This is a genomic window from Anaerococcus octavius, from assembly GCF_900445265.1.
GTDB lineage: Bacteria > Bacillota > Clostridia > Tissierellales > Peptoniphilaceae > Anaerococcus > Anaerococcus octavius.
Map to the genome: position 1 here is coordinate 833,732 of NZ_UFTA01000002.1, position 23,677 is coordinate 857,408.

Annotated in this window: 28 protein-coding genes; 5 read left to right on the forward strand and 23 right to left on the reverse strand. The window is 29.2% G+C overall.

The features are described from left to right. Window positions 1-11 precede the first annotated feature (11 nt). Together DY249_RS04220 and DY249_RS04225 are read right to left on the reverse strand one after the other, a co-directional pair. Window positions 12-911, reverse strand: a complete 900-nt coding sequence (locus tag DY249_RS04220; RefSeq protein ID WP_115595288.1) for a DegV family protein — start codon at window positions 909-911, stop codon at window positions 12-14. Between the two features lie 114 nt (window positions 912-1,025). Then, entirely contained in the window at window positions 1,026-1,415 is a 390-nt protein-coding gene (locus DY249_RS04225; protein WP_101540453.1) for a hypothetical protein, read from the reverse strand. A gap of 121 nt (window positions 1,416-1,536) precedes the next feature. On the opposite strand from DY249_RS04225, the gene DY249_RS04230 reads away from it, so the two are divergent. The 5 genes from DY249_RS04230 (at window position 1,537) to DY249_RS04250 (ending at window position 6,655) form a co-directional block, all read left to right on the forward strand. Next, the gene (locus tag DY249_RS04230; protein WP_172540058.1) at window positions 1,537-2,622 is read left to right on the forward strand and encodes a phosphate/phosphite/phosphonate ABC transporter substrate-binding protein; all 1,086 of its coding nucleotides are present in this window, start codon (window positions 1,537-1,539) and stop codon (window positions 2,620-2,622) included. Between the two features lie 85 nt (window positions 2,623-2,707). Further along, window positions 2,708-3,466: a phosphonate ABC transporter ATP-binding protein gene (phnC, locus tag DY249_RS04235; protein ID WP_115595289.1), complete on the forward strand. Its 759-nt coding sequence runs from the start codon at window positions 2,708-2,710 to the stop codon at window positions 3,464-3,466. A gap of 3 nt (window positions 3,467-3,469) precedes the next feature. Further along, the gene (gene phnE / locus DY249_RS04240) at window positions 3,470-4,282 is read left to right on the forward strand and encodes a phosphonate ABC transporter, permease protein PhnE (RefSeq protein ID WP_115595290.1); all 813 of its coding nucleotides are present in this window, start codon (window positions 3,470-3,472) and stop codon (window positions 4,280-4,282) included. A gap of 9 nt (window positions 4,283-4,291) precedes the next feature. Continuing rightward, on the forward strand, window positions 4,292-5,104 hold the full coding sequence (phnE, locus tag DY249_RS04245; RefSeq protein WP_101540450.1) for a phosphonate ABC transporter, permease protein PhnE: 813 nt from the start codon (window positions 4,292-4,294) through the stop codon (window positions 5,102-5,104). Window positions 5,105-5,113: 9 nt separating this feature from the next. Further along, window positions 5,114-6,655 (forward strand): bifunctional metallophosphatase/5'-nucleotidase, encoded by a 1,542-nt coding sequence (locus DY249_RS04250; RefSeq protein ID WP_101540449.1) that lies wholly within the window; start codon window positions 5,114-5,116, stop codon window positions 6,653-6,655. Window positions 6,656-6,698: 43 nt separating this feature from the next. Here the strand turns inward: DY249_RS04250 and DY249_RS04255 are convergent, their stop codons facing one another. The 21 genes from DY249_RS04255 to purE form a co-directional block, all read right to left on the reverse strand. Beyond that, window positions 6,699-7,778, reverse strand: coding sequence for a DUF2871 family protein (locus DY249_RS04255; protein ID WP_115595291.1), 1,080 nt, complete (start codon window positions 7,776-7,778; stop codon window positions 6,699-6,701). After that, window positions 7,765-8,346 carry a TetR/AcrR family transcriptional regulator gene (locus tag DY249_RS04260; protein ID WP_101540447.1) on the reverse strand — a complete coding sequence of 194 codons (582 nt, stop codon included), beginning with the start codon at window positions 8,344-8,346 and terminating at the stop codon, window positions 7,765-7,767. The genes DY249_RS04255 and DY249_RS04260 overlap by 14 nt, the downstream gene beginning before the upstream one ends. A 78-nt stretch (window positions 8,347-8,424) precedes the next feature. Beyond that, complete coding sequence (locus DY249_RS04265; protein WP_218565043.1) at window positions 8,425-8,589, reverse strand: glycine zipper domain-containing protein; 165 nt, start codon at window positions 8,587-8,589, stop codon at window positions 8,425-8,427. A 162-nt stretch (window positions 8,590-8,751) separates the two neighbouring features. Beyond that, window positions 8,752-8,937 carry a GNAT family N-acetyltransferase gene (locus DY249_RS09245; protein WP_218565044.1) on the reverse strand — a complete coding sequence of 62 codons (186 nt, stop codon included), beginning with the start codon at window positions 8,935-8,937 and terminating at the stop codon, window positions 8,752-8,754. Window positions 8,938-9,050: 113 nt separating this feature from the next. Beyond that, window positions 9,051-9,428 carry an FAD-dependent oxidoreductase gene (locus tag DY249_RS04275; RefSeq protein ID WP_115595292.1) on the reverse strand — a complete coding sequence of 126 codons (378 nt, stop codon included), beginning with the start codon at window positions 9,426-9,428 and terminating at the stop codon, window positions 9,051-9,053. Then, on the reverse strand, window positions 9,374-10,264 hold the full coding sequence (locus tag DY249_RS04280) for an NAD(P)/FAD-dependent oxidoreductase (RefSeq protein WP_115595293.1): 891 nt from the start codon (window positions 10,262-10,264) through the stop codon (window positions 9,374-9,376). Before DY249_RS04280 ends, DY249_RS04275 begins: the two co-directional genes overlap by 55 nt. Window positions 10,265-10,330: 66 nt before the next feature. Then, window positions 10,331-10,813, reverse strand: coding sequence for an acyl-CoA thioesterase family protein (locus DY249_RS04285; protein WP_115595294.1), 483 nt, complete (start codon window positions 10,811-10,813; stop codon window positions 10,331-10,333). Window positions 10,814-10,895: 82 nt separating this feature from the next. Beyond that, on the reverse strand, window positions 10,896-11,312 hold the full coding sequence (locus DY249_RS04290) for a GNAT family N-acetyltransferase (protein WP_245943512.1): 417 nt from the start codon (window positions 11,310-11,312) through the stop codon (window positions 10,896-10,898). Between the two features lie 168 nt (window positions 11,313-11,480). Continuing rightward, on the reverse strand, window positions 11,481-12,251 hold the full coding sequence (locus tag DY249_RS04295; protein ID WP_115595295.1) for a nucleoside phosphorylase: 771 nt from the start codon (window positions 12,249-12,251) through the stop codon (window positions 11,481-11,483). Window positions 12,252-12,297: 46 nt separating this feature from the next. Then, window positions 12,298-12,774: a pyridoxamine 5'-phosphate oxidase family protein gene (locus DY249_RS04300; protein ID WP_115595296.1), complete on the reverse strand. Its 477-nt coding sequence runs from the start codon at window positions 12,772-12,774 to the stop codon at window positions 12,298-12,300. Window positions 12,775-13,039: 265 nt separating this feature from the next. Then, window positions 13,040-14,101: an enoyl-CoA hydratase/isomerase family protein gene (locus tag DY249_RS04305; RefSeq protein ID WP_115595297.1), complete on the reverse strand. Its 1,062-nt coding sequence runs from the start codon at window positions 14,099-14,101 to the stop codon at window positions 13,040-13,042. Window positions 14,102-14,259: 158 nt separating this feature from the next. Continuing rightward, the gene (locus DY249_RS04310; RefSeq protein ID WP_101540441.1) at window positions 14,260-15,627 is read right to left on the reverse strand and encodes a pyridoxal phosphate-dependent decarboxylase family protein; all 1,368 of its coding nucleotides are present in this window, start codon (window positions 15,625-15,627) and stop codon (window positions 14,260-14,262) included. A 109-nt stretch (window positions 15,628-15,736) separates the two neighbouring features. After that, complete coding sequence (locus tag DY249_RS04315) at window positions 15,737-17,260, reverse strand: ABC transporter permease/substrate-binding protein (protein ID WP_115595298.1); 1,524 nt, start codon at window positions 17,258-17,260, stop codon at window positions 15,737-15,739. Next, window positions 17,253-17,993, reverse strand: coding sequence for an ABC transporter ATP-binding protein (locus DY249_RS04320; RefSeq protein WP_115595299.1), 741 nt, complete (start codon window positions 17,991-17,993; stop codon window positions 17,253-17,255). The genes DY249_RS04315 and DY249_RS04320 overlap by 8 nt, the downstream gene beginning before the upstream one ends. A gap of 171 nt (window positions 17,994-18,164) precedes the next feature. After that, window positions 18,165-18,575 (reverse strand): flavodoxin family protein, encoded by a 411-nt coding sequence (locus tag DY249_RS04325; protein WP_115595300.1) that lies wholly within the window; start codon window positions 18,573-18,575, stop codon window positions 18,165-18,167. Between the two features lie 132 nt (window positions 18,576-18,707). Beyond that, on the reverse strand, window positions 18,708-19,019 hold the full coding sequence (locus DY249_RS04330) for a hypothetical protein (protein WP_115595301.1): 312 nt from the start codon (window positions 19,017-19,019) through the stop codon (window positions 18,708-18,710). A 233-nt stretch (window positions 19,020-19,252) separates the two neighbouring features. Further along, window positions 19,253-19,669, reverse strand: coding sequence for a 2-thiouracil desulfurase family protein (locus DY249_RS04335; protein WP_115595302.1), 417 nt, complete (start codon window positions 19,667-19,669; stop codon window positions 19,253-19,255). A gap of 151 nt (window positions 19,670-19,820) precedes the next feature. Beyond that, window positions 19,821-20,972 carry a cation diffusion facilitator family transporter gene (locus DY249_RS04340; protein ID WP_115595303.1) on the reverse strand — a complete coding sequence of 384 codons (1,152 nt, stop codon included), beginning with the start codon at window positions 20,970-20,972 and terminating at the stop codon, window positions 19,821-19,823. Window positions 20,973-21,479: 507 nt separating this feature from the next. Beyond that, window positions 21,480-22,160: a phosphoribosylaminoimidazolesuccinocarboxamide synthase gene (locus DY249_RS04345; protein WP_101540434.1), complete on the reverse strand. Its 681-nt coding sequence runs from the start codon at window positions 22,158-22,160 to the stop codon at window positions 21,480-21,482. Between the two features lie 10 nt (window positions 22,161-22,170). Then, window positions 22,171-23,190 carry a phosphoribosylformylglycinamidine cyclo-ligase gene (purM, locus tag DY249_RS04350; protein ID WP_115595304.1) on the reverse strand — a complete coding sequence of 340 codons (1,020 nt, stop codon included), beginning with the start codon at window positions 23,188-23,190 and terminating at the stop codon, window positions 22,171-22,173. Beyond that, entirely contained in the window at window positions 23,190-23,666 is a 477-nt protein-coding gene (purE, locus tag DY249_RS04355; RefSeq protein ID WP_115595305.1) for a 5-(carboxyamino)imidazole ribonucleotide mutase, read from the reverse strand. Before purE ends, purM begins: the two co-directional genes overlap by 1 nt. Window positions 23,667-23,677 lie beyond the last annotated feature (11 nt).

The window sequence follows — 23,677 nt, forward strand, 5'->3', positions numbered from 1 at the left end:
TCTTTAAAGACTTATTTTTTATTGCCAGCCATTCTTTCCTTGCCCCAGTAAAAAATAGCAAGAGTCCCTGGACCTATATGACTTCCAATTGTTGGTCCGATATTAAATATTTTTACTCCACCATCTATATTTGGTAAAGCTTCTTCAATCATTTCTTTAGCTTCATTAGCTAGTTCCATATTATCTGCAGTTGAGATAAAGAATTGATCATTGTAATCATCACCATCAATTGCATTTTCTTTTATTCTTTCAAGTAAATTTTTTAGTAACTTTTTTTTAGTTCTTATTTTTGCTGTTACTATCATATGTCCATCATCATCCACTTCTATCAATGGACAAATATGTAAAACTCCACCTATACTTGCCGCTGTTTTTGAAATTCTACCTCCACGTGCTACATACTCTAAATTCTCATTACTTGTATAGTTTATAACATGAAGCTTATTTTCTTGTGCCCAATTGTAAAGTTTTTCAGCATTCATCCCGTCTTTTTTTAGCTTTGACAATTTAGAAACCAATAAACCCACTCCTGCTGAAGCCATTTTTGAATCTATTGGGTAAACTTCTCTTTCCGGAAAATCTTCTTTTAGTATATTTATTGCTTCAAGTAATGATTCATATTGACTAGACATTCCTGTTGATAAGCAAATATGTACTACATCCTTACCAGATTCTAATAACGGTTTTAAATATTCTAAATATTCTCCTGTATTTATTCTTGATGTTGATGGAGTTGCTCCTTTCCTCATATTGTCATAGAAAGTTTTCATATCCAAAGATTGACCAAAATCATCTAAGTAATCTTCTCCATTTAATTCATAATTTGCATTTATAACACTCACATCAAGCTTTTCTACATAGTCTACTGATAAATCTATAGTAGATTCACAGCTTAATATATAATCTGACATATATCCTCCTCTAATTATTTTATATTTTATCATAAGTTATAGATAAGTCTACAAGTTAGCTGTCTTTATAACTCTCTTCATCTCTAAAAGCTTATACCCCAATTTTAAAAATCATTAAATACTTGTAAGTATTTGCTTAGTTAAAAATTTTCTATCAATTACTAAATCAAATACATCTAATACAAAATAATCATCATCTATTTTTAAATCTGGATAAGCATCTGCTTTTCTTATACATAAATCACTTATATCTAAAGAAAAGTCATCACATTGCCCAATTACAATGTACTGTGAAAAAGGATAAATTAAATTTTCCATTGAATCCAAGTATGGATAACCCACTTCTAAGGGTTTTTTTATATCCACATTAATCTTATCTAAAAATTCATTTAATTGTGGATAAATATCACTTATTTTTTCAATATAAAATTTACACATAATACAATCACATATTTCATTATAATTTTTATAAAAAAATTTAGTTTTTTCATTATTTACTTTCATAATATATCCCCTAAGTGCCTTATTAGTACTACTTTTTATGGTATCACTATATAACGTTCTATTCAATTTTAAAAGTAATTAATGTATAATAAATTTGAAAGAAACTTTTTTAGGAGGAATTATGAAATTAAATAAAGTTTTTTCTTTAGGTATGTCTCTAGTGGCTGCTTTAGCATTTACTGCATGTGGAAACAACGAAGCTAAAGATACTAAAGATTCTACAAATGAAACTGAAAGTACACAAACAGCCGAGACAACAGAAACTAGTAAAAATATTGATAAGCTAACTGTTCAATTTGTCCCATCTCGTGAGCCAGATGAAATAATTACCGTTACAGAACCTTTAAAGGATATGCTAAAAGACGAATTAGCTAAAGAAGGTTACAATGTTGAAAATGTTGATATATCAGTAGGTACTTCTTATGAAGCAACAGGAGAAGCTATGAGTGCTGGGACTGTCGATGTCGGATTTATACCTGGCGGCACATATGTAACTTATGATGATGGTGTAGACGTAATACTTACCGCTACACGTGATGGACTATCTGTAGAATCAGATGATCCTAAAGAATGGAATGACAATGCCCCTATAAAAAATATTGATGATCAAGTGACTTTTTATAGAGCATTAGTATTAGCAGGTCCTTCTGAAAAAGGAAAAGCTCTAGCTAAAAAAGTAAACAATGCAGAAGAATTAACTTGGGAAGAATTAGATGATTTAAACTGGGCAGTTATGGGACCTACTTCATCAGCAGGATACCTTTATCCATCACTTTGGATGAAAGATAAGTTTGACCACAGCATCTCAGATTTATCAAATGCTGTACAAGCTGACTCTTATGCATCATCATTCTCAAGACTAGCAACAGGTCAAGTTGATGCACTTGTGACATATGCAGATGCTAGAATGGACTATGCCGACCAATGGCAAAGTGAATTTGGCGGTAAAAATGATATTTTTGATGATGTACAAGTAATTGGTGTAACTGACAAGATAATGAATGATACAATTTCAGTATCAAAAACTAGTAAAAAAATGACACCAGAGCTAATAGAAGCTTTACAAAATGCATTTATCAACATCGGTAAAACAAATGAAGGTAAAGAAGTAATTGCTATTTATACTCACAAAGGTTATGAAAAAGCAAATCCAGATGACTATGAAGCTGAGCGTGAAGCCCAAAAAATGGCAAGAGATGCTAATTAATTATTTATAAAAAATAAAAGAAAATAAAGACCTATGCCATATAAGGCTTTAGGTCTTATTTTTTAATAATAAAAGGAATATATTAATGATAGAATTTAAAAATGTTTCAAAAATTTATGATGGTGGTTTTTTAGCTCTTAAAGATATAAATCTAACTATTCCCGATGGTCAATTTGTTTCAATAATCGGATCTTCAGGTGCAGGCAAATCAACTCTAATTCGTACTATAAATAAAATGCATGATATTTCTAGTGGAGAGTTGATAGTAGATGGTAAGGATGTATCAAAACTTAAAGGTCAAGACTTACGTAATTACCGTCGTACTATAGGCATGGTTTTTCAAGGATTCAATTTAGTAGAGAGAACTACTGCTCAAAAAAATGTGCTTTCTACTTTTGTACCAGATCTAAATTTTTTTCAAAAACTATTTGGTATATATACCAAAGATATGAAAAGAAAATCCTTAGAAGCTTTAGACAGTGTAGATATACTTGATAAAGCTTATTCACGTACAGATGCTCTTTCAGGTGGGCAAAAACAAAGAGTAGCACTTGCACGTACTATCGTTCAAAATCCAAAAATAATTTTGGCTGATGAACCAATTGCAAGTCTTGATCCAGTTTCTAGCCGCCAGGTTATGAATTATTTTAGAATGTTAAATAAAGAATATGAGATAACAGTAATAATAAATATACACGATGTAGAAACTGCTCTTGAATATTCTGATAGGATACTTGGTATAAAAAAAGGTAAACTAACATTTGATGGTAACCCATCAGAGGTAAATGACAATGTTATTAGAAATATTTATTGTCAAGATCCAAAAGATATAGTTGTGGAGTAAGCCATGAATAAGTTTTTTAGAGCAAAGTCTATTACCTTATCAAATGGAAAAGTAGTTGAAGAAAAAAAATCAGATGCCCTTTTGATTTCTCTCCTACTCCTTGTTTTTCTTATTATAGCTTTAAGGGTTACAGGTTATGATTCATCCTTACTTGCAAAAAATAGTCGCAATTTAACAGTTATTTTAAAAGATATATTTAATCCAGATTGGGATTATCTGCCAAAAGTTATAGGACCTACTATAGATACTATAAAAATGTCACTTTTTGGTTCTTTTTTAGGAGCTTTATTAGCCTTACCAGCAGCTTTTTTAGCAGCATCAAATATGGTAAATAATAGATTTATTAATTGGTTATTTAAATTAATGTTTACAATTTTAAGAACTTTACCTACACTAGTTATTGCCTTAATCGCAACTTACGTTTTTGGCTTAGGAACTCTAGCAGGTACATTTGCAATTTTTATTTTTTCCTTTGCCTATGTTGGTAAATTAATGTATGAAGAAATAGAAACTCAAGATCTAGGTGCATATGAAGCTATGATTTCTTTAGGTTATACAAAAGCTATGGCATTTTTTAAAGGTATTATTCCATCAATAATGCCAACTTACCTATCTACTGCTTTATTTAACTTTGAAGGCAATGTACGTTATGCATCAATTTTGGGTTATGTAGGTGCTGGTGGCTTAGGATTATTAATAAATGAAAATATAGGTTGGCGTGATTATAACAGAGTTGGAACCATACTATTTGCCCTAGTTATTACAGTTTTTATCATAGAATTAATTTCTAGAACAATTAGAAAGAAATTATCTTAGGAGGAAATAATGGATAAAAAAATAGAAAAAGTTTTAAATGAAGAACCTAACTATAAAATTATTCGTACAATTCTTACAATAATAAGCATTACCCTCCTATTTTGGTCATCAGGAGTTATGGATTTTTCAAAAGTTAGCAACCAAGGTTCAGATGTTGTAAAATCTATATTAGGTGGAATTATACATCCAGATATGACATTACTAAGTGATTTTTCTTCAGGAAGTTTATGGTATTTGATTTTTGAAACAATCTGCATAGCCTTTGTAGGAACATTAATTGGAGCTTTGATTTCCTTGCCTCTGGCATTTTTATCTTCTGCAAATATTGTTCCAAGAATTATTGCAGAAATATTCAAACTGCTTATTTTACTAATAAGAACAATACCTGCAATTGTATATGGTTTGATGTTTATAAGAGTTACAGGTCCTGGGCCTTTTGCCGGTGTTATGACTATGACTTTTACATCTATAGGTATGCTTACAAAATTATTCCAAGAAACAATCGCTGATATCGATACAGATATTCTTGAAGCATTTGAATCACTCGGAATAAATACTTGGGGAAAAATAAGATTTGGAATCCTACCACAACTTTTTGCAAGTTTCTTATCTACTATCATCTATAGATTTGATATGAATATACGTGACGCTACGACTCTTGGTTTAGTTGGAGCTGGCGGTATAGGCGCCCCACTTATATTTGCTATAAATGCTTATAGGTGGAATGAAGTTGGAGTAATACTGCTTTCACTAATGTTATTAGTCTTAGTTGTAGAACTACTATCAACAAGAATCAGAAAAAAACTTGCCTATGGCATATAGGAGATTTTTATGAAAATAACTATATTAGAAACAAGTGATATACACGCTTATGTATCAACAAAATCATTTACTAATCCTAACAAATACGAAAATCATTCTCTTTCAAAAGTAAAAACGTATATAGATGAAATTAAAAGAGAAAATGAAAATGTTATCTATATTGATAATGGAGATAGTATACAAGGATCACCTCTAGGTACATTTTATAAAAATAATAATGATCTTAAAAATCTAGCATATGTATATAACCTGTTAAATCCAGATGCAGTTATTTTAGGAAATCATGATTTTAATTATGGGCAAGATTATTTAAAATCATATATAAACTACCTATACGCCCCAGTTTTATCAGCAAATACAATCGATAAAAATAGCTTTTTAGATATTAGACCGTATATTATAAAAAATATTGAAAATATTAAAATTGGAATATTAGGACTTACTACTCAATATATTCCTCACTGGGAACGCCCAGAAAATATAAAGGGTTTGTCATTTAAATCAGCTCTAGAAACTGCAAAGTATTATCTTCCTATTCTAAAAAATGAAGAAAAGTGTGATATTGTTATAGTTTCATATCATGGAGGATTTGCTAAAGATATAGAAACAGGACTAGAACTTACAGCTCAAACTGGTGAAAATGAAGGTTATGAATTGCTATATTCTAATCTAGACTTTGATGTGTTTCTAACTGGTCATGCTCATAAAGAAATATCGGGTATTTATAACAATATAGCTGTTGCTCAGCCTGGATTTGCAGCTAGCAAAGTATCTGAGATAACCCTATATATTGATGAAAATAAAAATATAATAAAAAAAGAAGTAGAGCTAAAAGATCTAAAAGAAGTTTCCGCAAGCGAAAAAATAGAAAATTTTATTCAAGACGATATGTATAAAGTTAACAAATATTTGAGTCAAAAATGCGGGCAAATATCACCATCTGCTCTTATAGATACTGTAAATATAGCACAAATTTCTGGACACCCCTATATTGATTTAATAAATCAAATTCAAATGTCATATACAAATACCGATATAGCAAGTGTAGCTATTTATTCTAAAGAAGCCAAAGGTATACCTTATAATGTAACTATGAGAGATATAATTACAAACTATAGATTTAATAATACTTTAATGAAGATAAAAGTTAGAGGCAAAGAATTTAAGCAAATACTTGAGTATAACTCAAATTATTTTATGATAGATGAAGAAGGAAAACTTGTTCATAATCCAGAATATTTTATTTATAATTATGATATTTATTCTGGAGTTAACTATACTTACGATTATTCAAAAGAAAAAGGAAATAGATTGATAAGTGCGATCTATAAGGGTCATCAAATAACTGATGATGAAATAATTATATTTGCTACAAATAACTACAGAGCCATAGGTGGAGGTGACTTTCCAGTCTTAGATGGTTCACAAGTTATATGGGAATCATCTCAAGAAATTCCTCAACTAATTTTTGATTATATAAGTAAAGAAAAAAATGTAATTATAAATAACTATCCTAGTATAAATACAATAGGTTTTAAATGTGTAGACTAAAAATAGATTAGTTATCAATTGATAGCTAATCCTTTTTTAATTTTTATTTTCTTCTTAAAAGTAAATTTTCTTTTTCAAGCTTAAAAATCTTATACATAAGCCATATTATTCCAATAGTTAATATTGTATGACCAAGACCTGAAATACCTGAAATTGCACTTAAACTAATAGTTTCTTTGCCGTCAGATACGATAGTATAAATGCCTTTTAAAATCATGGTTACAATAAAAATGGTAAAACCTATTATATATGTATAGTATGCTTTGCTAATCTCAATAATTTTTTCATCATCATAATTTCTAACTATCAAATATATACCAAGTAAAGTTAAAAAACCAAGAGTTAGAATGTGAGTATGAACTAATTTTAAATAAGTCGGATCAAAAAATCCATAATATTTAGTAAATTTTCTAGAAAATGCACCAGAAAATATTCCTAAAATTGCTAAAGTTATAGATAATGCTAAAATTGAGCTTTTATTAAATTCTTTTGTAAAATATTTATATCCTAATATAACAATAAATAAGTAAGCAATAGTTTTTGGCATCATCAAAGCACCAATCGCTGGATACTTGTCTGCAAATAATACTACAGGTATATAAAAAGCAAAACTTAGTAATATTAGCCACCACATATTTTTTAAGCCAGGTTTTTCTTTTTCTCTGTATGACCAAATTATCAAAAATATTCCTAAAATTAAAAATGGTATGTTTCTGTATATGCCCCATGCATATGGCTCATTTGCACTTCCCCAGTTATTTTGCGGCATAAGTGTAAATAATATTCTAATTGTTGCTAGAATATAAACCAAAAATTTCTTTTTATTATCATAGTCTTTACTTTGATTTCTATAAAAATAATAATACAAAATATAAAAAATGGTCATAGTAATGCTCGTTACGAATTTCCCCCAGGAAAGAGCACTAACATTTGCTTCTAATCCACCAGGACTCAAATGTGAAATCACACGTGGAATCAAGTGAAAACTATCACCTATTCCTAAAATCATTGCCATAATTGCAAATAACTTTGCTTGTCTGTTGTCTTCAAAAATCAATCTCAATCCCAAACTTATAACTAAAACTAAATAACTAATATCAAATATACTTTCACCTAATTTCATTAAAAATACCTCCTTTAATCCATTCAATATGGATTCTATATTTTTCTAAAAAAGTTTCTCTATCCCATTCTTCTCTATAATTTCTTTCAATAAGACTATGTACCACAGCTCTAAAGAAAAATATTTTTTCTTCATCCACTCCCATATTTAAAGCCTCATTAAAAGCATTTTTAAAATCTTTATGAGTGTGTTCCCAATTAGCATTTAAACTTTCATCCCAATACAAATATCTATTTTTATATAATTTATAAACTTCTTTTCGAAAAATAATTTCTGCAATATCATTTCCAAATTCTTCCAAAGATTTACTTACATCACCTTTATTATTTTTTAAAGTAGTCATAAAAAGTATATGTATATCATAAGTTTTATTATCTAATATATAAAAATAGCTATCTTCTAAATTATTAAAATATTGGTAAAAACTTCCACGAGCGATCCCCAGCCTTTCTACAATAGTTTTAACATTTACTTCTGAATAAGGCTTCTGAGAAAATTCTGAAATTAAAACATTTGTAATATTTTGCTTTTTTTCTTCATCTAAATTATAAAAAGTAGCTTTAGGCAAATCTATTTCCTTTCTAATGACTCTGTGTCATAAAACGATTATAGATGACACTGTGTCATTTGTCAAATAAAAAAAGGCCTATGCCTTTTTATTTTTATCTTCTTGTTTGGAACTCACTAGACCTCCAACCACTCCTAAGATAAGTCCTACTCCAATACCTACTGGTATATTTCCTCTAGCTGAACCAACCCCTGCTCCAAGTACTATTCCTACAGATATCCATGTTCCCATTTTGTTATCCATAATATCCCCCTGATTTTTATTATATATCTTTTTTAAAGCATATTATTCTACTGATTTCTAAAAATCCTATTGATAAATGAAATGCAAGGCTATCCTTATTATCTAGCATACAGTCACTTGCAAACTCATTTATTTTTCATTTTTTACCCACTTTTCTCAAGCTTATACCAATTCTTTTCCATAATGATTTTTACGATAAGATTTTTCTACAAAGATTCCTTGAAGATAAGTAACAGGTGATAATTGGCAACCTTCTACATAGTCAAATCTTAAAGCAGTATTAGCAAATCCAATGACTATATTATCCACACATTTTATGTAACATACACTGTTTGGATCATCAGTCATTTCTTCAAATTCCTTTTAAAGTTCATTTACCGAATCTCACTATACAAACTTTAACAGCCATACGAGCTAAAACTAGAGCATTTTTTTTGCTTTCTTCTCTAATCATATTTATCTTATCTTCCTAATTTATAACTTTCATAATCTTCTAAATTTTCATTATTTATCCACTTTATAATCATAGTGGAAGCTATTTTTGAATAAACAGTTCCATTCCCGCCTACTCCACAGACTACAAATATGTCCTTATTTTCGGGATCTACTCCCATATATGGGAGTTCATCTTTACTAATACCAAATAATGCTGCATAAGAGTAATCAGCTTTTAAGTCTTTTTTATCTACAAACATAGAGTTTGCACCTTTTATCAAGTCATTTTTATACTTTGTAGCATCTTTTTCTTTTAATTTATTTGATTTTTCATCAAATCCACCTATCATTAGTCTACTATCAAATGTTTTTTTAAATAAGTATAAGCATCTTTGACTTCCCATATTAATAAATCTTCTTCATCTTTTATTTTTATAGACTGACTTACTGCAACGTAGGTTTTATACATTTCTACCTTTTGTAAGTTTTTTTGAAATTGATGTGGTGGATTATAACCACATGCAATGATGATTTTTTTGTAGGATTTTTTAATTATTTCACCTGCTATTTCTAGACTTACTATATTTTCACCATTTTTATTTATAGCTTCTATAAATCTAACACCTTCAACTATTTGTAAATCATAATTTTCACAAAAAGTTTTTAAAAGTCTAAGTACAAAGTCATATGGATTTAAGTTTATATCTGGTCCACATTTTAAACCACCATAAGCACTTATATTATAAGATTCTAATTCTTGCCTATCTACATAATTAACGTCATAGCCAATTTCTTTTTGCAGCTTTGTTTCATCTTTTACATCGTCAATTTTTTTCTTATCTGTAGCAAGTATTAAACTATCACTTTTTTTAAAGTTTTTTTGATTTATAACAAATAAGTCGTTTTCAATTGCACTTAAATCACTGACAGCTTCTTTAGATTGATTATAAAATTTCACAGCGTTTTCTATACCTATTTGTTCACTAAATTTTTTAACTCCTTGGTCAGACATATACTGAATAAGACCAGTATTAGCAGAAGTTGAGCCAGAAGCAATCCTATTTTGTTCAATTAAAGTTACTTTGTATCCATTTTTAGAAAGTTCATAGGAAGCTAAAGCTCCAGACATTCCAGAACCAACAACTAAAATATCGGATTTTTCTCTAATATTATTGTCAATTTTTAACGAAATAGGCTCAGTATTAGCTGGCCAATATAAATTTCCAGTATGCAATTTCATAAAATCCTCATTAATCTTAAATTTCTCTTTTATTATAATGTCAATAAGAAAAAATATAAATACTTCTTACATATTATCTTTAACGCCTACTGCAACCATTCTTGCCTTTGCTTTGACTTCTCCAGCTACTTCCATAGTCATATTAATAATTGCTTTTCTTTCTGTAAGCTCTTCTAAAGTGCTTATGACTATAATTTCTTCATTCATTGGAACTGGCTTTTTAAAATCCACTTCTATTCTTGCTGTTATATATCTTTTAATAACTGTATTCTCTGTAAGTTCTAGTCCCTTATCTTTGTGATTAAAGTAAGCTGCAGAAGCTGTTCCATGACAGTCAAATATCATAGCAATCATGCCACCAAATAAATTTTGAGGTACTCCACCAGTATATTTTCCTTCCGGTACTATTTTACAAATACAAGTTTTACCATCTTCACTAGGATAAGACTTTAAATGCAAACCCTGATCATTTTTAGAACCACAGCCCCAACAATGTTGGAAGCGTTCTCCATATGTATCTTGAATCGCTATTCTTTTTTGATTTTCCATAACTGTTATCTCCTTTCTTAATTAATTCTATTCCACTCTTCTTTTAATACCCTATTAATTAAACTACAACAAAATAAAACTTTTATTGCCTAATATATGTGCGTACTGGATATTCAGTATTACCTTCTATCATTTCCATTTTTCTATAAAAATTATTAGATACTTTATCATTCGCATCAGTAATTAGTAAAAATTGCCTGACATACTTAAATTTACAACTTGTTTTTTGATAGAGATTTTTACCTATAGATCTTCTATAATAACCAGGTCTTATTATAAGATCTTGAATATACACAACATGGTATCCATCACCAACACATCTAATAAATCCTATAAGTTTATCATTTTCAAATGCTCCCAATATATAGAGAGAATTATCAATTGATTTTTCTAATATTGTTAAGTCATCAAGATATGCATACCAAGAATTCTCTTTATAAATTTCTATAATTTGGTCTATATATTCTTTACCAAATTCTTTATATATAATGTTTTCCATTTTAAATTCCTTTTATCTAACATATTTAGTGTATATACACTTATTGCTTTTTTATTAGAAATGAGATCCATCCAACATCTATCAGCTCTAATTGTCCATAAGCTTACAGTAATTTCTGAATCGTCTCGATCTGATTATTTTATTTTTTTAATTCATAATATTTTACACTCAGTCAAAGTTTAACAAAGTATCTAAACTAAGTTTTAGAGCGTATTCAATGGAATCTCCACCAAATCCTCTAGGATCATATTTTTCTACATTGGCCAAAGAATCTGCAGTAAATAGTATTTCTCCCCAAGCTGCTCCTCTAAACTCTGCTACTGCTGCAAGGGCTGAGCACTCCATTTCTACTACTTTGCAACCTTCATTTATGCGATATTCTACCATATCCTTAGTTTCTCTATAAAATCCATCTGTTGACCAAGTTATTACTTCCTCATACTTTAAGTTGTGACTCATCAAGGTTTTTTCTATGACTTTTAAAGCTTTTTTATTTATATTTACAAAACGTGACGGAGGAAGATAATGGTAGCTTGTCCCTTCATCTCTTAAGGCTTTAGTTGGCACTAAAAATGTATTTTCGTCAATATCAACCAGGACCCCACAAGAACCTGTGCTTATTATTTGCTCACACCCGTAGGAGATCAGCCAATCTAAGATTTGTGCAGAGGCTGCGGCACCTACAGGAGCTTGAACTAAGCATATTTCTTCTCCTTTATAATTTATTATATAAATAGGATAGATTTTACTTATAGAATTAAAAGTTCCTATTATATGAGCATTACAATCATTTGCCAACTTATCTAAAGCATCTGCTAAAAATGTGAATAAGCATTTCTTAGGAAGATCAAGTTCAAGATTTTCATGATTAGGCAATATTATTGATTTTTCACTATCATCATATTCTAGTATTGGATATTGGTTTTTAAATATTGTCATTACATTTTCACCCTAAAATTTATATAGCAAACAAGCCTTTATATTACTATTTTTCCTTTACTTCCTTTCCCTTTATATCTTCTATATCTATCACATATATATTACAAGCTTTCCCACTTTTTGATATTTGCTCATCAACCAAGTGTTCACTTGGATAATATTTCATTGCAAATTCTTTTAGAATTTCTAAAGCTCGTTTTTCATCGTCCACTTTTTTACATTTACCAAAAGTTACAACACTTTCTACAAAGGGCGCCCAATCTTCTTCTTTTATTTTCTCCTCTCCAATAACAGTAAAACAAACTTTATCCGAGTTTCTTAAACTATCTACCTTATGACCTACTTTTGCACTGTGCATATATATACTATTATTTCCTTCATCGTATAAAAAGTTCATGGGAATAGCATAAGGATATCCGCAATCTCCATTTACAGCAAAGATTCCAATTCTTGCATTTTTAAGCAAATTTTTTATATTTTCATCAGTAATTTTATTTTTACTTCTTCTAATTTCTCTAAACATAGCATCTCCTCAATATATAAAATAAATATTATCTCAATCAATGTTTATTTAACTATTAACTTTCTAAGTATAGATTAAAATCCATAATATTAAGCCAATAATTATAAATATTCCTAATGATATATGCTAGTAAATATAAATAATTAGTGTATTAGTAGTTACTTAGCTAATAATCAATTTTAACATTATATAATAAGGAAGATACAGCAACAAATGCTAATAACTCCCTTACATTCCTTATACAATTAATAATAAAGTATTCTTATCATTTTCTTTCTTCATAAGTTTTATCAATAGATAATAAATCTTTAACTTCCTCAATAGAAATATCATCCATGGATCTACATGTCCAATTAGGATTTTTATCCTTATCTATTATCTTAGCTCTGATACCCTCTTTTATAGAATTTTTATTAATCGCGTATTGAATAACCCTAAGATCTAAATCTATTGTTTCTTTATAGCTTAATTCTTTACACACAAAGTATTTTTCGAATTGGATAGTTAGCATAAAGGGATCATGTTCTTTAAGTGTATTATAGCATTCTTTTGCAAAATAATCGTTTAGATGTTTTTCTAAGTCACTATATATCTTCTGAATGCTAGAATGAGAAAAATATTTGTTAATTTTTTCTATATTTTTATCAATGTTCGACTTACTAGCCTGTACTTCAAATTTTTTAGACTCTTTGCTAAACTGCTCTATTAGTTGATTGGATTCATAGTTTTTAGATAGGTCACAAAGTTTTGATATTAGATTTTCATAATCATTAGAGTTTATATATACATCAGCCAAATTATAACTTATCAAATCAGAAGCTACTAAGCTTGCTCCACAAAGTCCTACATATTGACCGATAGCTTGTGGTAATTTAGATATATAAAATCCTACCCCAACATCTGGGGTAAAGCCAAGACTAGTTTCAGGCATGGCCCAATTCACTGTTTCATCTACTATTATAAAATCAGAATTTATAGTTAATCCTATTCCTCCACCCATAGTTACACCATACCAATGACTTATTATAGGTTTTTTATAATTGTTAACATATTTATCTAAATCAAATTCTATTTTGAAAAATCCATCCTTATCTGCACAATCGTCATTTATTAAAAATTCATTATAAATTTCTTTAAGATCTCCACCAGCACAAAATCCTTTTTCTGATTGGCTATCAAATAAAACAGCTCTTATACCATCATCGTCTTCCCATTTTTCTAAAGTTTCATGTATCTCTTTTATAGTTTCATAATTTAATGCATTTATTAGCTTAGGTCTATCTAGATAGATTACACCTACTTTATTAATTACTTTTTCTTCAATCATTTTAAAACTCCTATTAAAATTATTACTTTACATTAATTACTAATATTCTTTACTTTTTCATTTACTTAATTTTTACCCTTTCAGTTGATTATTAAATAAATGTTAAAAAGTTTATATAAAAAACTTCACCTTTAGTTAAAGTGAAGTTTTAATAATGTTTATTTTGTTGTTTCAATTATAATTTTTATTACCTTATCAATATCAGTACTTGGATTTAAGAAAGCTAGCCTTAAAATTACCTCTCCGTCAATACTGGATGGTATACATAATAACTTTCCATCTAGTGCTAAATCATTTGACCAACTTGCATAGTCTTCAATCTCCCAATCTTTTCTTTTGAATACTACTATTGATAAAGTAGGTTCCATTACTAATTCTAAGTGTTCTGTATTTTTTATAGCTTGAGCACATTTTTTAGCATTTTCTATACAAAGTTCAACGGCTTCTGTATATTTTTTGCTACCATATGTAACAAGTGAATACCATAAAGGAAGCCCTCTCGTTCTTCTTGATAAGTGAATGGCCATATCTGATGGATTTGATTGACTATGGTCTACACCTTCTAGATATTCTGCATGTTGAGAAAAAGTGTTATAGACATTTTTTGGACTTCTATAAACTAAGCAACAGCAATCATATGGAGCAAATAGCCATTTGTGAGGATCTACTATAAATGAATCCGCATTTTCAATTCCTTTATATAAATCTCTAACACTTGGTGCTAAAATGCCAGCTCCACCATAAGCTCCATCTATATGTAACCATATATCATATTTTTGACAAACTTTAGAAATAGATTCTATATGGTCAATAGAACCTGTATTTGTTGTACCAGTCGTAGCCACAACAGCAAATACCCCTTCATTTTCTTTAATAAGTTTTTCAACAGTTTTGCCACTCATTACTCCATTTTTATCTGTATCAGCGGTCAAAACATCAACGTCCAAAACTTTTGCAATAGTTTTTACTGATGAATGCGTATCTTTTGAAATAATTAATTTATAACCGTCACTAGGTCTTCCATTAGGATATTTACCTTCATCTTTCCATTTATTTTTTGCATTATCTCTAGCACAAGCAAGAGCTGAAAGATTACCATGTGTACCACCAGAAACAAATGTCCCAATCGCTTCTTCTGGCCAGCCTAAATTCTCTTTAATCCAATCTATAACTTGATTTTCAGCAAATATAGATCCAGCGCCACATTCCCAAATACCTCCAAATACATTTGCTGCTGATACTACTTCATCAAATGCAACTGCAGCTCTTGTTGGAGCACAAGGTATATATGCGAAATTCATAGGATCATCTGCAGATCTTGTTGCTCTATTTAGAGTTTCAAAAATATCTAAGGCTTTTTTAGGACCTATACCATTCTCAGTGATTGTTTGTCCTACTTTTTCTCTTAATTCTTGTGCAGTATGAGCTGTCGTTTTTGGGTCAGAACCTGAAACCGTTCTTTTTTTTGCCCATTCTAGTGTAACTTCTACTGCTTGATCATCATGAGACCAAAATTTGTTTTCCATAGTTCACCTCAACAAAATTTTAAAATATATTATATAATAAAGATACAGGATATTTAAAATCATCGCAAGCACACACTTTGCAATGCTAAAGTTGATATAAACTTTTCTATTAATCCTTATCTTCTATAAGTTTTTCCTTTATTAAATATTCTCTAGCAACTTCATTAGCAGATTTCCCTTCTACATCTACTTTATAATTCATTTCTGTCATCTCTTTAGATGTAATCTTTCCCTTTAATTTACCTAATATCTCTTCAAGCTCTGGATATTTTTCTAAAGTATCTTCTCTTATAAGGGGTGCTGCTTGATAAGGAGGAAATAATTTTTTATCATCTTCTAGAACTTTTAATTTATTTGTAATGATTTGACTATCTGTAGAATATACATCTGTTATATCGATTGATCCATTTGATATTGCAGTATATCTTAAAGCTGGTTCCATGGTTTTTACTCGTAAATCTAAATTATATATTGATTTTAAACCTCTATTTCCATCATCTCTATCATTAAATTCTAAGGTAAAGCCTGCAAGTGCATTATCTTCTACATTTTTTAGATCAGAAACTTTTTCTATATTATTATCTTTTGCAAATTCTTCTCTTACAGCCACTGCATAAGTATCTTGGAATTTACTTGCTGGTAAAAGAACTAATTTATCTTGTTCATATATTTTCCTCTTTGCTAGATCATATACTTCATTGGGATCATTGGAAATTTCTCCAACATCTTCTTTTAATAGTGAGCTAGTAATTGTACCTGTAAATTCTGGATAAATATCAACACTGCCAGATTTTAAAGCCTCATATAAAAAACTTGTTTTCCCAAAATTTGGTTTTAGTTCCACTTCTATATCTGAGTTATCTTCGATTAATTCCTTATACATGTTAATAAGAATTTCAGGTTCTGCTCCAAGCTTACCTGCAGCTACTAGTTTTTTAGGGCTCTTTGCTCCAAAAGGAGTTAGGCTTAAAAGTGTTAGCAAAGTTACTGTTATTAAAGTAATAAGTATAGTTTTAGGCTTTTTATTTTGTAATAATTTTATTAATCCACTAAATAATACAGCCAATAATGCCGAAGAAATAGCGCCAATTAATATTAATGAGTAATTATTTCTATCTATTCCTAATAGTATAAAAGATCCCAAACCACCTGCACCGACCAGTGCTGCTAAAGTTGCAGTTCCTATAATCATAATCGCAGATGTTCTTACCCCAGACATTATAATAGGCATAGCTAAACTTAGCTTAAATTTCTTTAATTTCTCCCATTTTGTCATACCAAAAGCTGTTGCAGCCTCTTCTAAAGATGGATCAATCTCTGATAATCCAGTAACTGTTGCTTGATAAATAGGAAATAATGCATATATAACTAATGCAGTTATAGCTGGGATTTTACCTATTCCCATCAATGGAATAAACAAACCTAATAATGCAAGTGAAGGAATAGTTTGAAAAATACCAGTTATTTGCAAAATTGTTTCATTAGCTCTTTTTTTATTTGATAATATAATTGCAAGTGGAATAGCTATCAAAATTGCAATTATTAGAGAAATCAAAGATATTTCTAAGTGTTCATATAAGGCTATTAGCCAGTCTGCTTTTCTTTCATTAAATGTTGTTATTAAACTATTCATCTATAAGCTCACTTTCGTTTTCAAAAAACTGGCTGACAAATTTATTTTTAGGATTATTTATTATTTCAGTTGGTGTACCAATCTGAATAATCTTACCATCTTTCATAATACATATTCTATCAGCTAATTTTACTGCCTCATTCATATCGTGAGTTACAAATACAGTTGTTATCTTATAGTCATTATGTATTTTAGTAACTAAATCTTGTAATTGAGTCCTACTTATAGGATCTAGAGCCGAAAATGGTTCATCCATTAAAAGAACTTCTGGATTTGCAGCTATGGCTCTTAAAATTCCAATTCTTTGTTTTTCTCCACCTGATAATTCCTTAGGAAGTCTATTTTTATATTCTTTTGGGTCCAACCCTACTTCAAGCAAAAGTTTATCAGTAATTTTAGAAATGTTTTTTTTATCCATTTTTTTCATTTCGGGGATAAGACCTATATTTTCAGCTACTGTCATATTAGGAAAAAGGGCAATTTCTTGTAAAACATAACCCATTTTTAACCTTAATTCTCTTAGAGTATATTCTTTAATATTTTTATCATTTAAATAAATATCTCCTTCATTTTGTTCATTTAATCTATTTATAAGCTTTAGTGTAGTAGTTTTTCCGCTACCACTAGGACCGACTATTACAAAAAACTCTCCTTTATCTATATTAAAGTTTAAATTATCTAAAACTTTTCCATTATCCGGATAGGACATAGATACATTTTGATATTTAATCATTATAATTCCTTTCTTATTCACAAATGATTTGTAATAAATTATAAAGTTCATATTTCTATAATAAAAAGACTTTTAAATTCATACCCTAAATGTCTATCCTTGTTTAATTAAAAAAAGTTATTATCAGCAAAAGATAATAACTTTTTTTAGTTTGACATAATAATTTAGAATCTAGGCAAGAAATTCTTTTGCAAATTCACTTGCAGCTTTTAAATCTTCTTCATTAGGTCTACCCTTATGTAATCCCTTAAACTCTCCCTTACAATGAAATTCTCTTTTATCGACTGGAATCCCACGCTTATCAGCTTCATTTTTAACTTTCTTAAGTGTTGAGTTTAGCATAGCCGCAGAGCCAAAGTTAACAATTTTTCCTACTTTTTCCTTATCTAAGGAAGCGATAAACTTTACCACCTCAGGATCAATGCTAAATGCATAATAAGAATTTCCTAAAAAGAGTATATCTACTTTCTCATTTATAGGGCTAGTAATCGGTAAAGCCTTAACTCCAACGGCTTTTGCAACAGCTTCTGCAAGCTTTTTAGTATTGCCTGTTTTTGTATAATAGCGTACTGCAATTTTCATAATATTCCTCCAATATATATTTTTATTCTAAAGTTATTTTTTCTTAATATAAGTATATTAGGAATTTAAATTTAATAATAAAAAATCAAATACTAAGTTATTTAAGAGAAACATAATATTGCTTTCCTTTATTTACTTGATGTTGTGCTTTTCCATCTTTTCACTGAAAATATCAGTAATAATTTTTCTAAGTTCTTCGCGCTCTTTTTCTGGCAATTCCCCTTCTTTTTTAGCAACAGCATAAAGTTCAGGATACTGTTCTGCAATTCTTTCTATAGTCTTAGTTGTGGAATGTTTTCTTACAAAAAAGGGTATTTTTTCTATCCAACCTTCTGGAACAAGTGCTAAAATCTTATCTGCTGCTTGCTTATTGCTTACTACTGCTGTAGATAATCCCTTATTGAGCTGCTCTTGGTCATTTTCTGAGAATTCAATTAATTTCATATCTCCTCCTAATAGTATATAAATTTATTTATCTTTATTATAAATAATTCCAGCTATATTTTAGATACCCTAGTTATAGAAAATTTAACTAAAAACACATCAAAATAAATTACATTTAATAAATAAGCCATTTAACTTTTTTAAAAAACTCTTAGAATTCAAATACTCGTGAGTATTATAAATTCCTAGAAGATTTATAAAATAAGTATTATAGTTAAAAGTAAAATATATAGTTATAAATCTTCTACATCTATAACTTCAATATTATTTTCCTCTAAAATTCTTGCAAAAGCTCCTTTACCTTCTATAAGTTTTCCAGTAAATGAGCCATCATATACGTTGTTTACCCCACAAGATGGACTTCTTGATTGTAAGATTACTAAACCAATTTTATTTTTCTTTATTATATTTAAAGCTTTTTGAGCTCCTTTTTTAAATTCATTATCTACAGATATTCCATTCTTTTGTCTAACAAGACCATTTACAATCTCAGCTGGCGGTCTTGGTATAGCTAGACCTCCTAGGACTTCTGGACACATGGCTATAACTTCATAACTTTCTACAAAATTAACTAATTTTTTATTATAATTATTGCTACCATTGTACTTACAATTTTCACCTAATAAACACGCACTAACTGCAACTTTAATTTTTAAACAAACCTCATTCCTATATTATTTAAAACTATATAATAATTTTTATTTATTAAATATAAATACTACTAATCTAAAAACCCTAGGTAGCTTTGTTTAAATAACCTAGGGTAATTTTAAAAATATTATTTATTTACGAATAATTACTTTATACACCAGTAAAGTCCACATCTGGGAAAGCTTCAATTTCATATTCTGGGAATTTACTTTCTACATCTTTTACTACTCCTTCAAATATCTTTAGCCTATCATCAGCATCAAGACTTATAACAACATCAAATCTGATTGTCTTTTCACTCTTATCTACATAAAATCCATGCAGTTGCGTAACATATTTGTGAGAAAAAACTATTTCTTTTAGTTTCTTATGCATAGCTATAACATATGGATCTTGTGTATTAATAGAATAAACTCCTATAGCTGTCAAAATAATCTGATGTTTAAAATAAACTTCTAACTGGATATCTCTTATCATCTGATCAAGTTTATCGGAAGTATATGTATCTGGAACTTCAATATGTATTGAACCATTCCATGTATCTGGTCCATAGTTATTTAAAACTAGGTCATAGGCTCCCTCTACTCCAGGAAAATCTTCTACGGTCTTTCTAACTTCCCTTGCTAACTCAGGGTCATTCCTTTCCCCTAAAAGTTGTGATATAGTGTTTCTTATCATATCAATTCCTGATTTTATAATTATGATTGATATTATAGCACCTAAATAAGCTTCTAAAGACAAACCAAATGATATAAATATAGCTGCAGCTACTAGAGTAGAAGCTGAAACTATTGAGTCTAACTTAGCTTCTTGTCCAGAATTTACTAGAGAATCAGAATTTACTTTTAATCCTACATTTTTTACATAGCGTCCAAGGACTACCTTAACCACAACTGCTACTGCTACTATAATTAAAGATGGTGTAGTGTATGTAGGTATAACTGGATTCATAATCTTTTTTATTGCCTCTACTAAAGATGTAATACCTGCATACAAAACTATAACTGAAATAATCATAGCACTAAGGTATTCTACTCTTCCATAACCAAAGGGATGTTCCTTATCAGGATCTTTTGCCGCAAGCTTTGTTCCTACTATAGTAATTAAGGAAGATCCTGCATCAGATATATTATTTACAGCATCTAGAATAATTGCAATGGAATTTGATGCTAATCCTACTATTGCTTTTATAGCTGCAAGCACTACATTTGCTATAATCCCAACTACACTGGTTTTAACAATTTGTTTTTCACGCTCAGCAGCATTTTCATCTTGTTTTTTTAGATCTTGTAATTTTCTCATTTTATCTACACTTTCTAGCTAATCTTATTATTTTAAATTCAACTTATAAATTTTTAATACTAATTTCCTTATATACTTATACCCTATTTAGTAAAAACGTCTTTATTTACTTATTTTAAGATAACTTTTTAAATTTAGTTCAATAGTAACTAATTTGTATTTTAACCTCTTAGCATACTTATAGAAGTTCTAAAAATTTTTATGGAATAAGTATTATTTTTAACAAAAAGCTATAATATTTTTTTATAATTGCTTATAATAAATTTAGATTTAACTATTTTTTGATAAGTAACTTTAAATATGGTATTAGATAGCATCTTTTTCGTAATAAATTCTATATGTACAAAGAAAATTTTTATAAAAAAACTCAATTTAGTATTACTCTTTTATTTGATTTCCTTTTATAATTGACTTTATTAGGATAAAATAAAAAATTCGACTTAGCAGTAATAATATATGCTAAGTCGAAAATATAATATTTATATATACTAAGTTTTTTACCTAAGCTTATCCAAGCATTATTTTTTCAAGTTCAAGTGGTTCAATATATTGATCACCTTTGTATGCTCTCATATTTCCACCTGAAATTTCATCTATTAGAGCTACTTTTCCATCTGCTAATCTACCAAATTCAAATTTGATATCATATAAGTCAAGATCTTTTTTAGCTAACTCTTCTTTAACTATTTCTCCAATATTTAATGCTAAATCTTTTAGTTCTTCATATTCTTCTTCTGTCATAATATTTAGAAGAACTAGGGCATCTTTAGTTATAAGTGGATCTTCTCTATCATCATCTTTTAATGTAATTTCTACATATGGATCAATTTTTGTACCGTTTTCTATATACTTTCCATATCTTCTAATAAAAGAACCTACCGCATAGTATCTAACTATAACTTCTACGCCTTCGCCGAATACTTCTGCTTTTTTTACAACTGCTTCGTTTTTATCTAAATCAGCTGATACAAAGTGAGTTGTAAGTCCCTTATCATTTAGCTTTTCATAAAAGAATTTAGTCATAGCTACTGCTTGATGACCAGCACCTTCCATAGTAAGACCAACACTATTTGCGCCTGGATCAAATACCCCATCATTTCCAGTTACATCATCTTTAAATTTTAATAAATATTCTTCATCATTTAATTTATAAACATCTTTTGTTTTTCCTGTGTATACTTTTTCCATAATTCTCTCCTTATAAGTTTATTTTTATTTCTTTATTACCATTTACTACTTGACCAACTTTTACAGCATCATTTCCTAATAATTCTAGGGCTTTTCTCTCATCATATTTATCAACAAATACTACCATTCCTATTCCCATATTGAAAGTATGGTACATTTCCTCGATATCTATATCCCCCCATTGCTGAATTTTCTTAAAAATTGGATCTATTTCAAATTCACTTAATTCAAATTCTACTGATAAATCATCTTTTAAAACCCTTGGAACATTTTCATAAAGTCCACCACCAGTTATGTTGGCAATGGCTTTTATATCAATGTTTTCATTTAAATTTTTAATATCTTTTACATAAATTTTTGTAGGTATTAAAAGTTTTTCTCCAATACTTTGATTTTCATCAAATTTATCTTCTAAGGATACATTTGCTTGATCCATACTTGCTCTTACTAAAGAAAATCCATTGCTATGAAGTCCTGATGATTTTAATCCTATGGCTATATCACCTTCTTTTAACTTTTCTCCAGTAATTATTTTTTCTTTATCTGCAATTCCTACTGCAAAACCTGCAAGATCATAATCATCATCTTGATATATACCAGGCATTTCGGCAGTCTCTCCACCTATTAAGGCAGCTTCTGCTTGTAAGCATCCTTCAGAAACCCCTCTAACTAAATCTGCCATTTTTTCTGGATTAAGTTTACCTGTTGCTATATAGTCTAGGAAAAATAATGGTTTTGCCCCTTGGCAAATAATATCATTTACACACATGGCTACACAATCTATTCCTACTGTATCATGTTTATCCATTTGCATAGCAAGCTTTATTTTTGTACCTACACCATCTGTCCCACTTAGTAAAACTGGATTTTTAATCTCTGACAAATCTGGTGCAAAGGCTCCTGCAAAACCACCTATATCAGTTAATACCTCTTTACCATGAGTTTTTTTTACAATTTGTTTTATAAGCTCTACTTCTTCGTAACCCTTATCTTTATCTACGCCAGCATCCTTATATGTGAGTTTTGCCATTATATTTCCTCAAGATTTTGATCATCTTCGATAACCTTATCTAGCATTTCTTTTTTATGATCTTTTAGTTTTTGTGCTAAGTTTTCATCTGATAAGGCTAGGATTTGAATTGCTAAAAGGGCTGCATTATCTCCACCATTTATTGCAACAGTTGCAACTGGTACTCCCTTTGGCATTTGTACCATAGATAGTAAAGCATCTAGACCTGCTGTATTGCTTCCACCAACTGGAAGTCCTATAACAGGTTTTATAGTCATACCTGCCATAACTCCAGCCAAATGAGCTGCCATACCTGCTATTCCTATATAAACTTTCGCATCATCTTTTTGCATTGTATCTTCTAATACATTTAAAGCACGGTGGGCAGATATTACTGATACCTCATAGTCAATATCAAACTTTTTTAATATTTTAGTAACTTTTTTTGCTATTTCAATATCTGAAGCTGAACCCATTATAACTCTAACATCTGTCATTTTATCCTCTC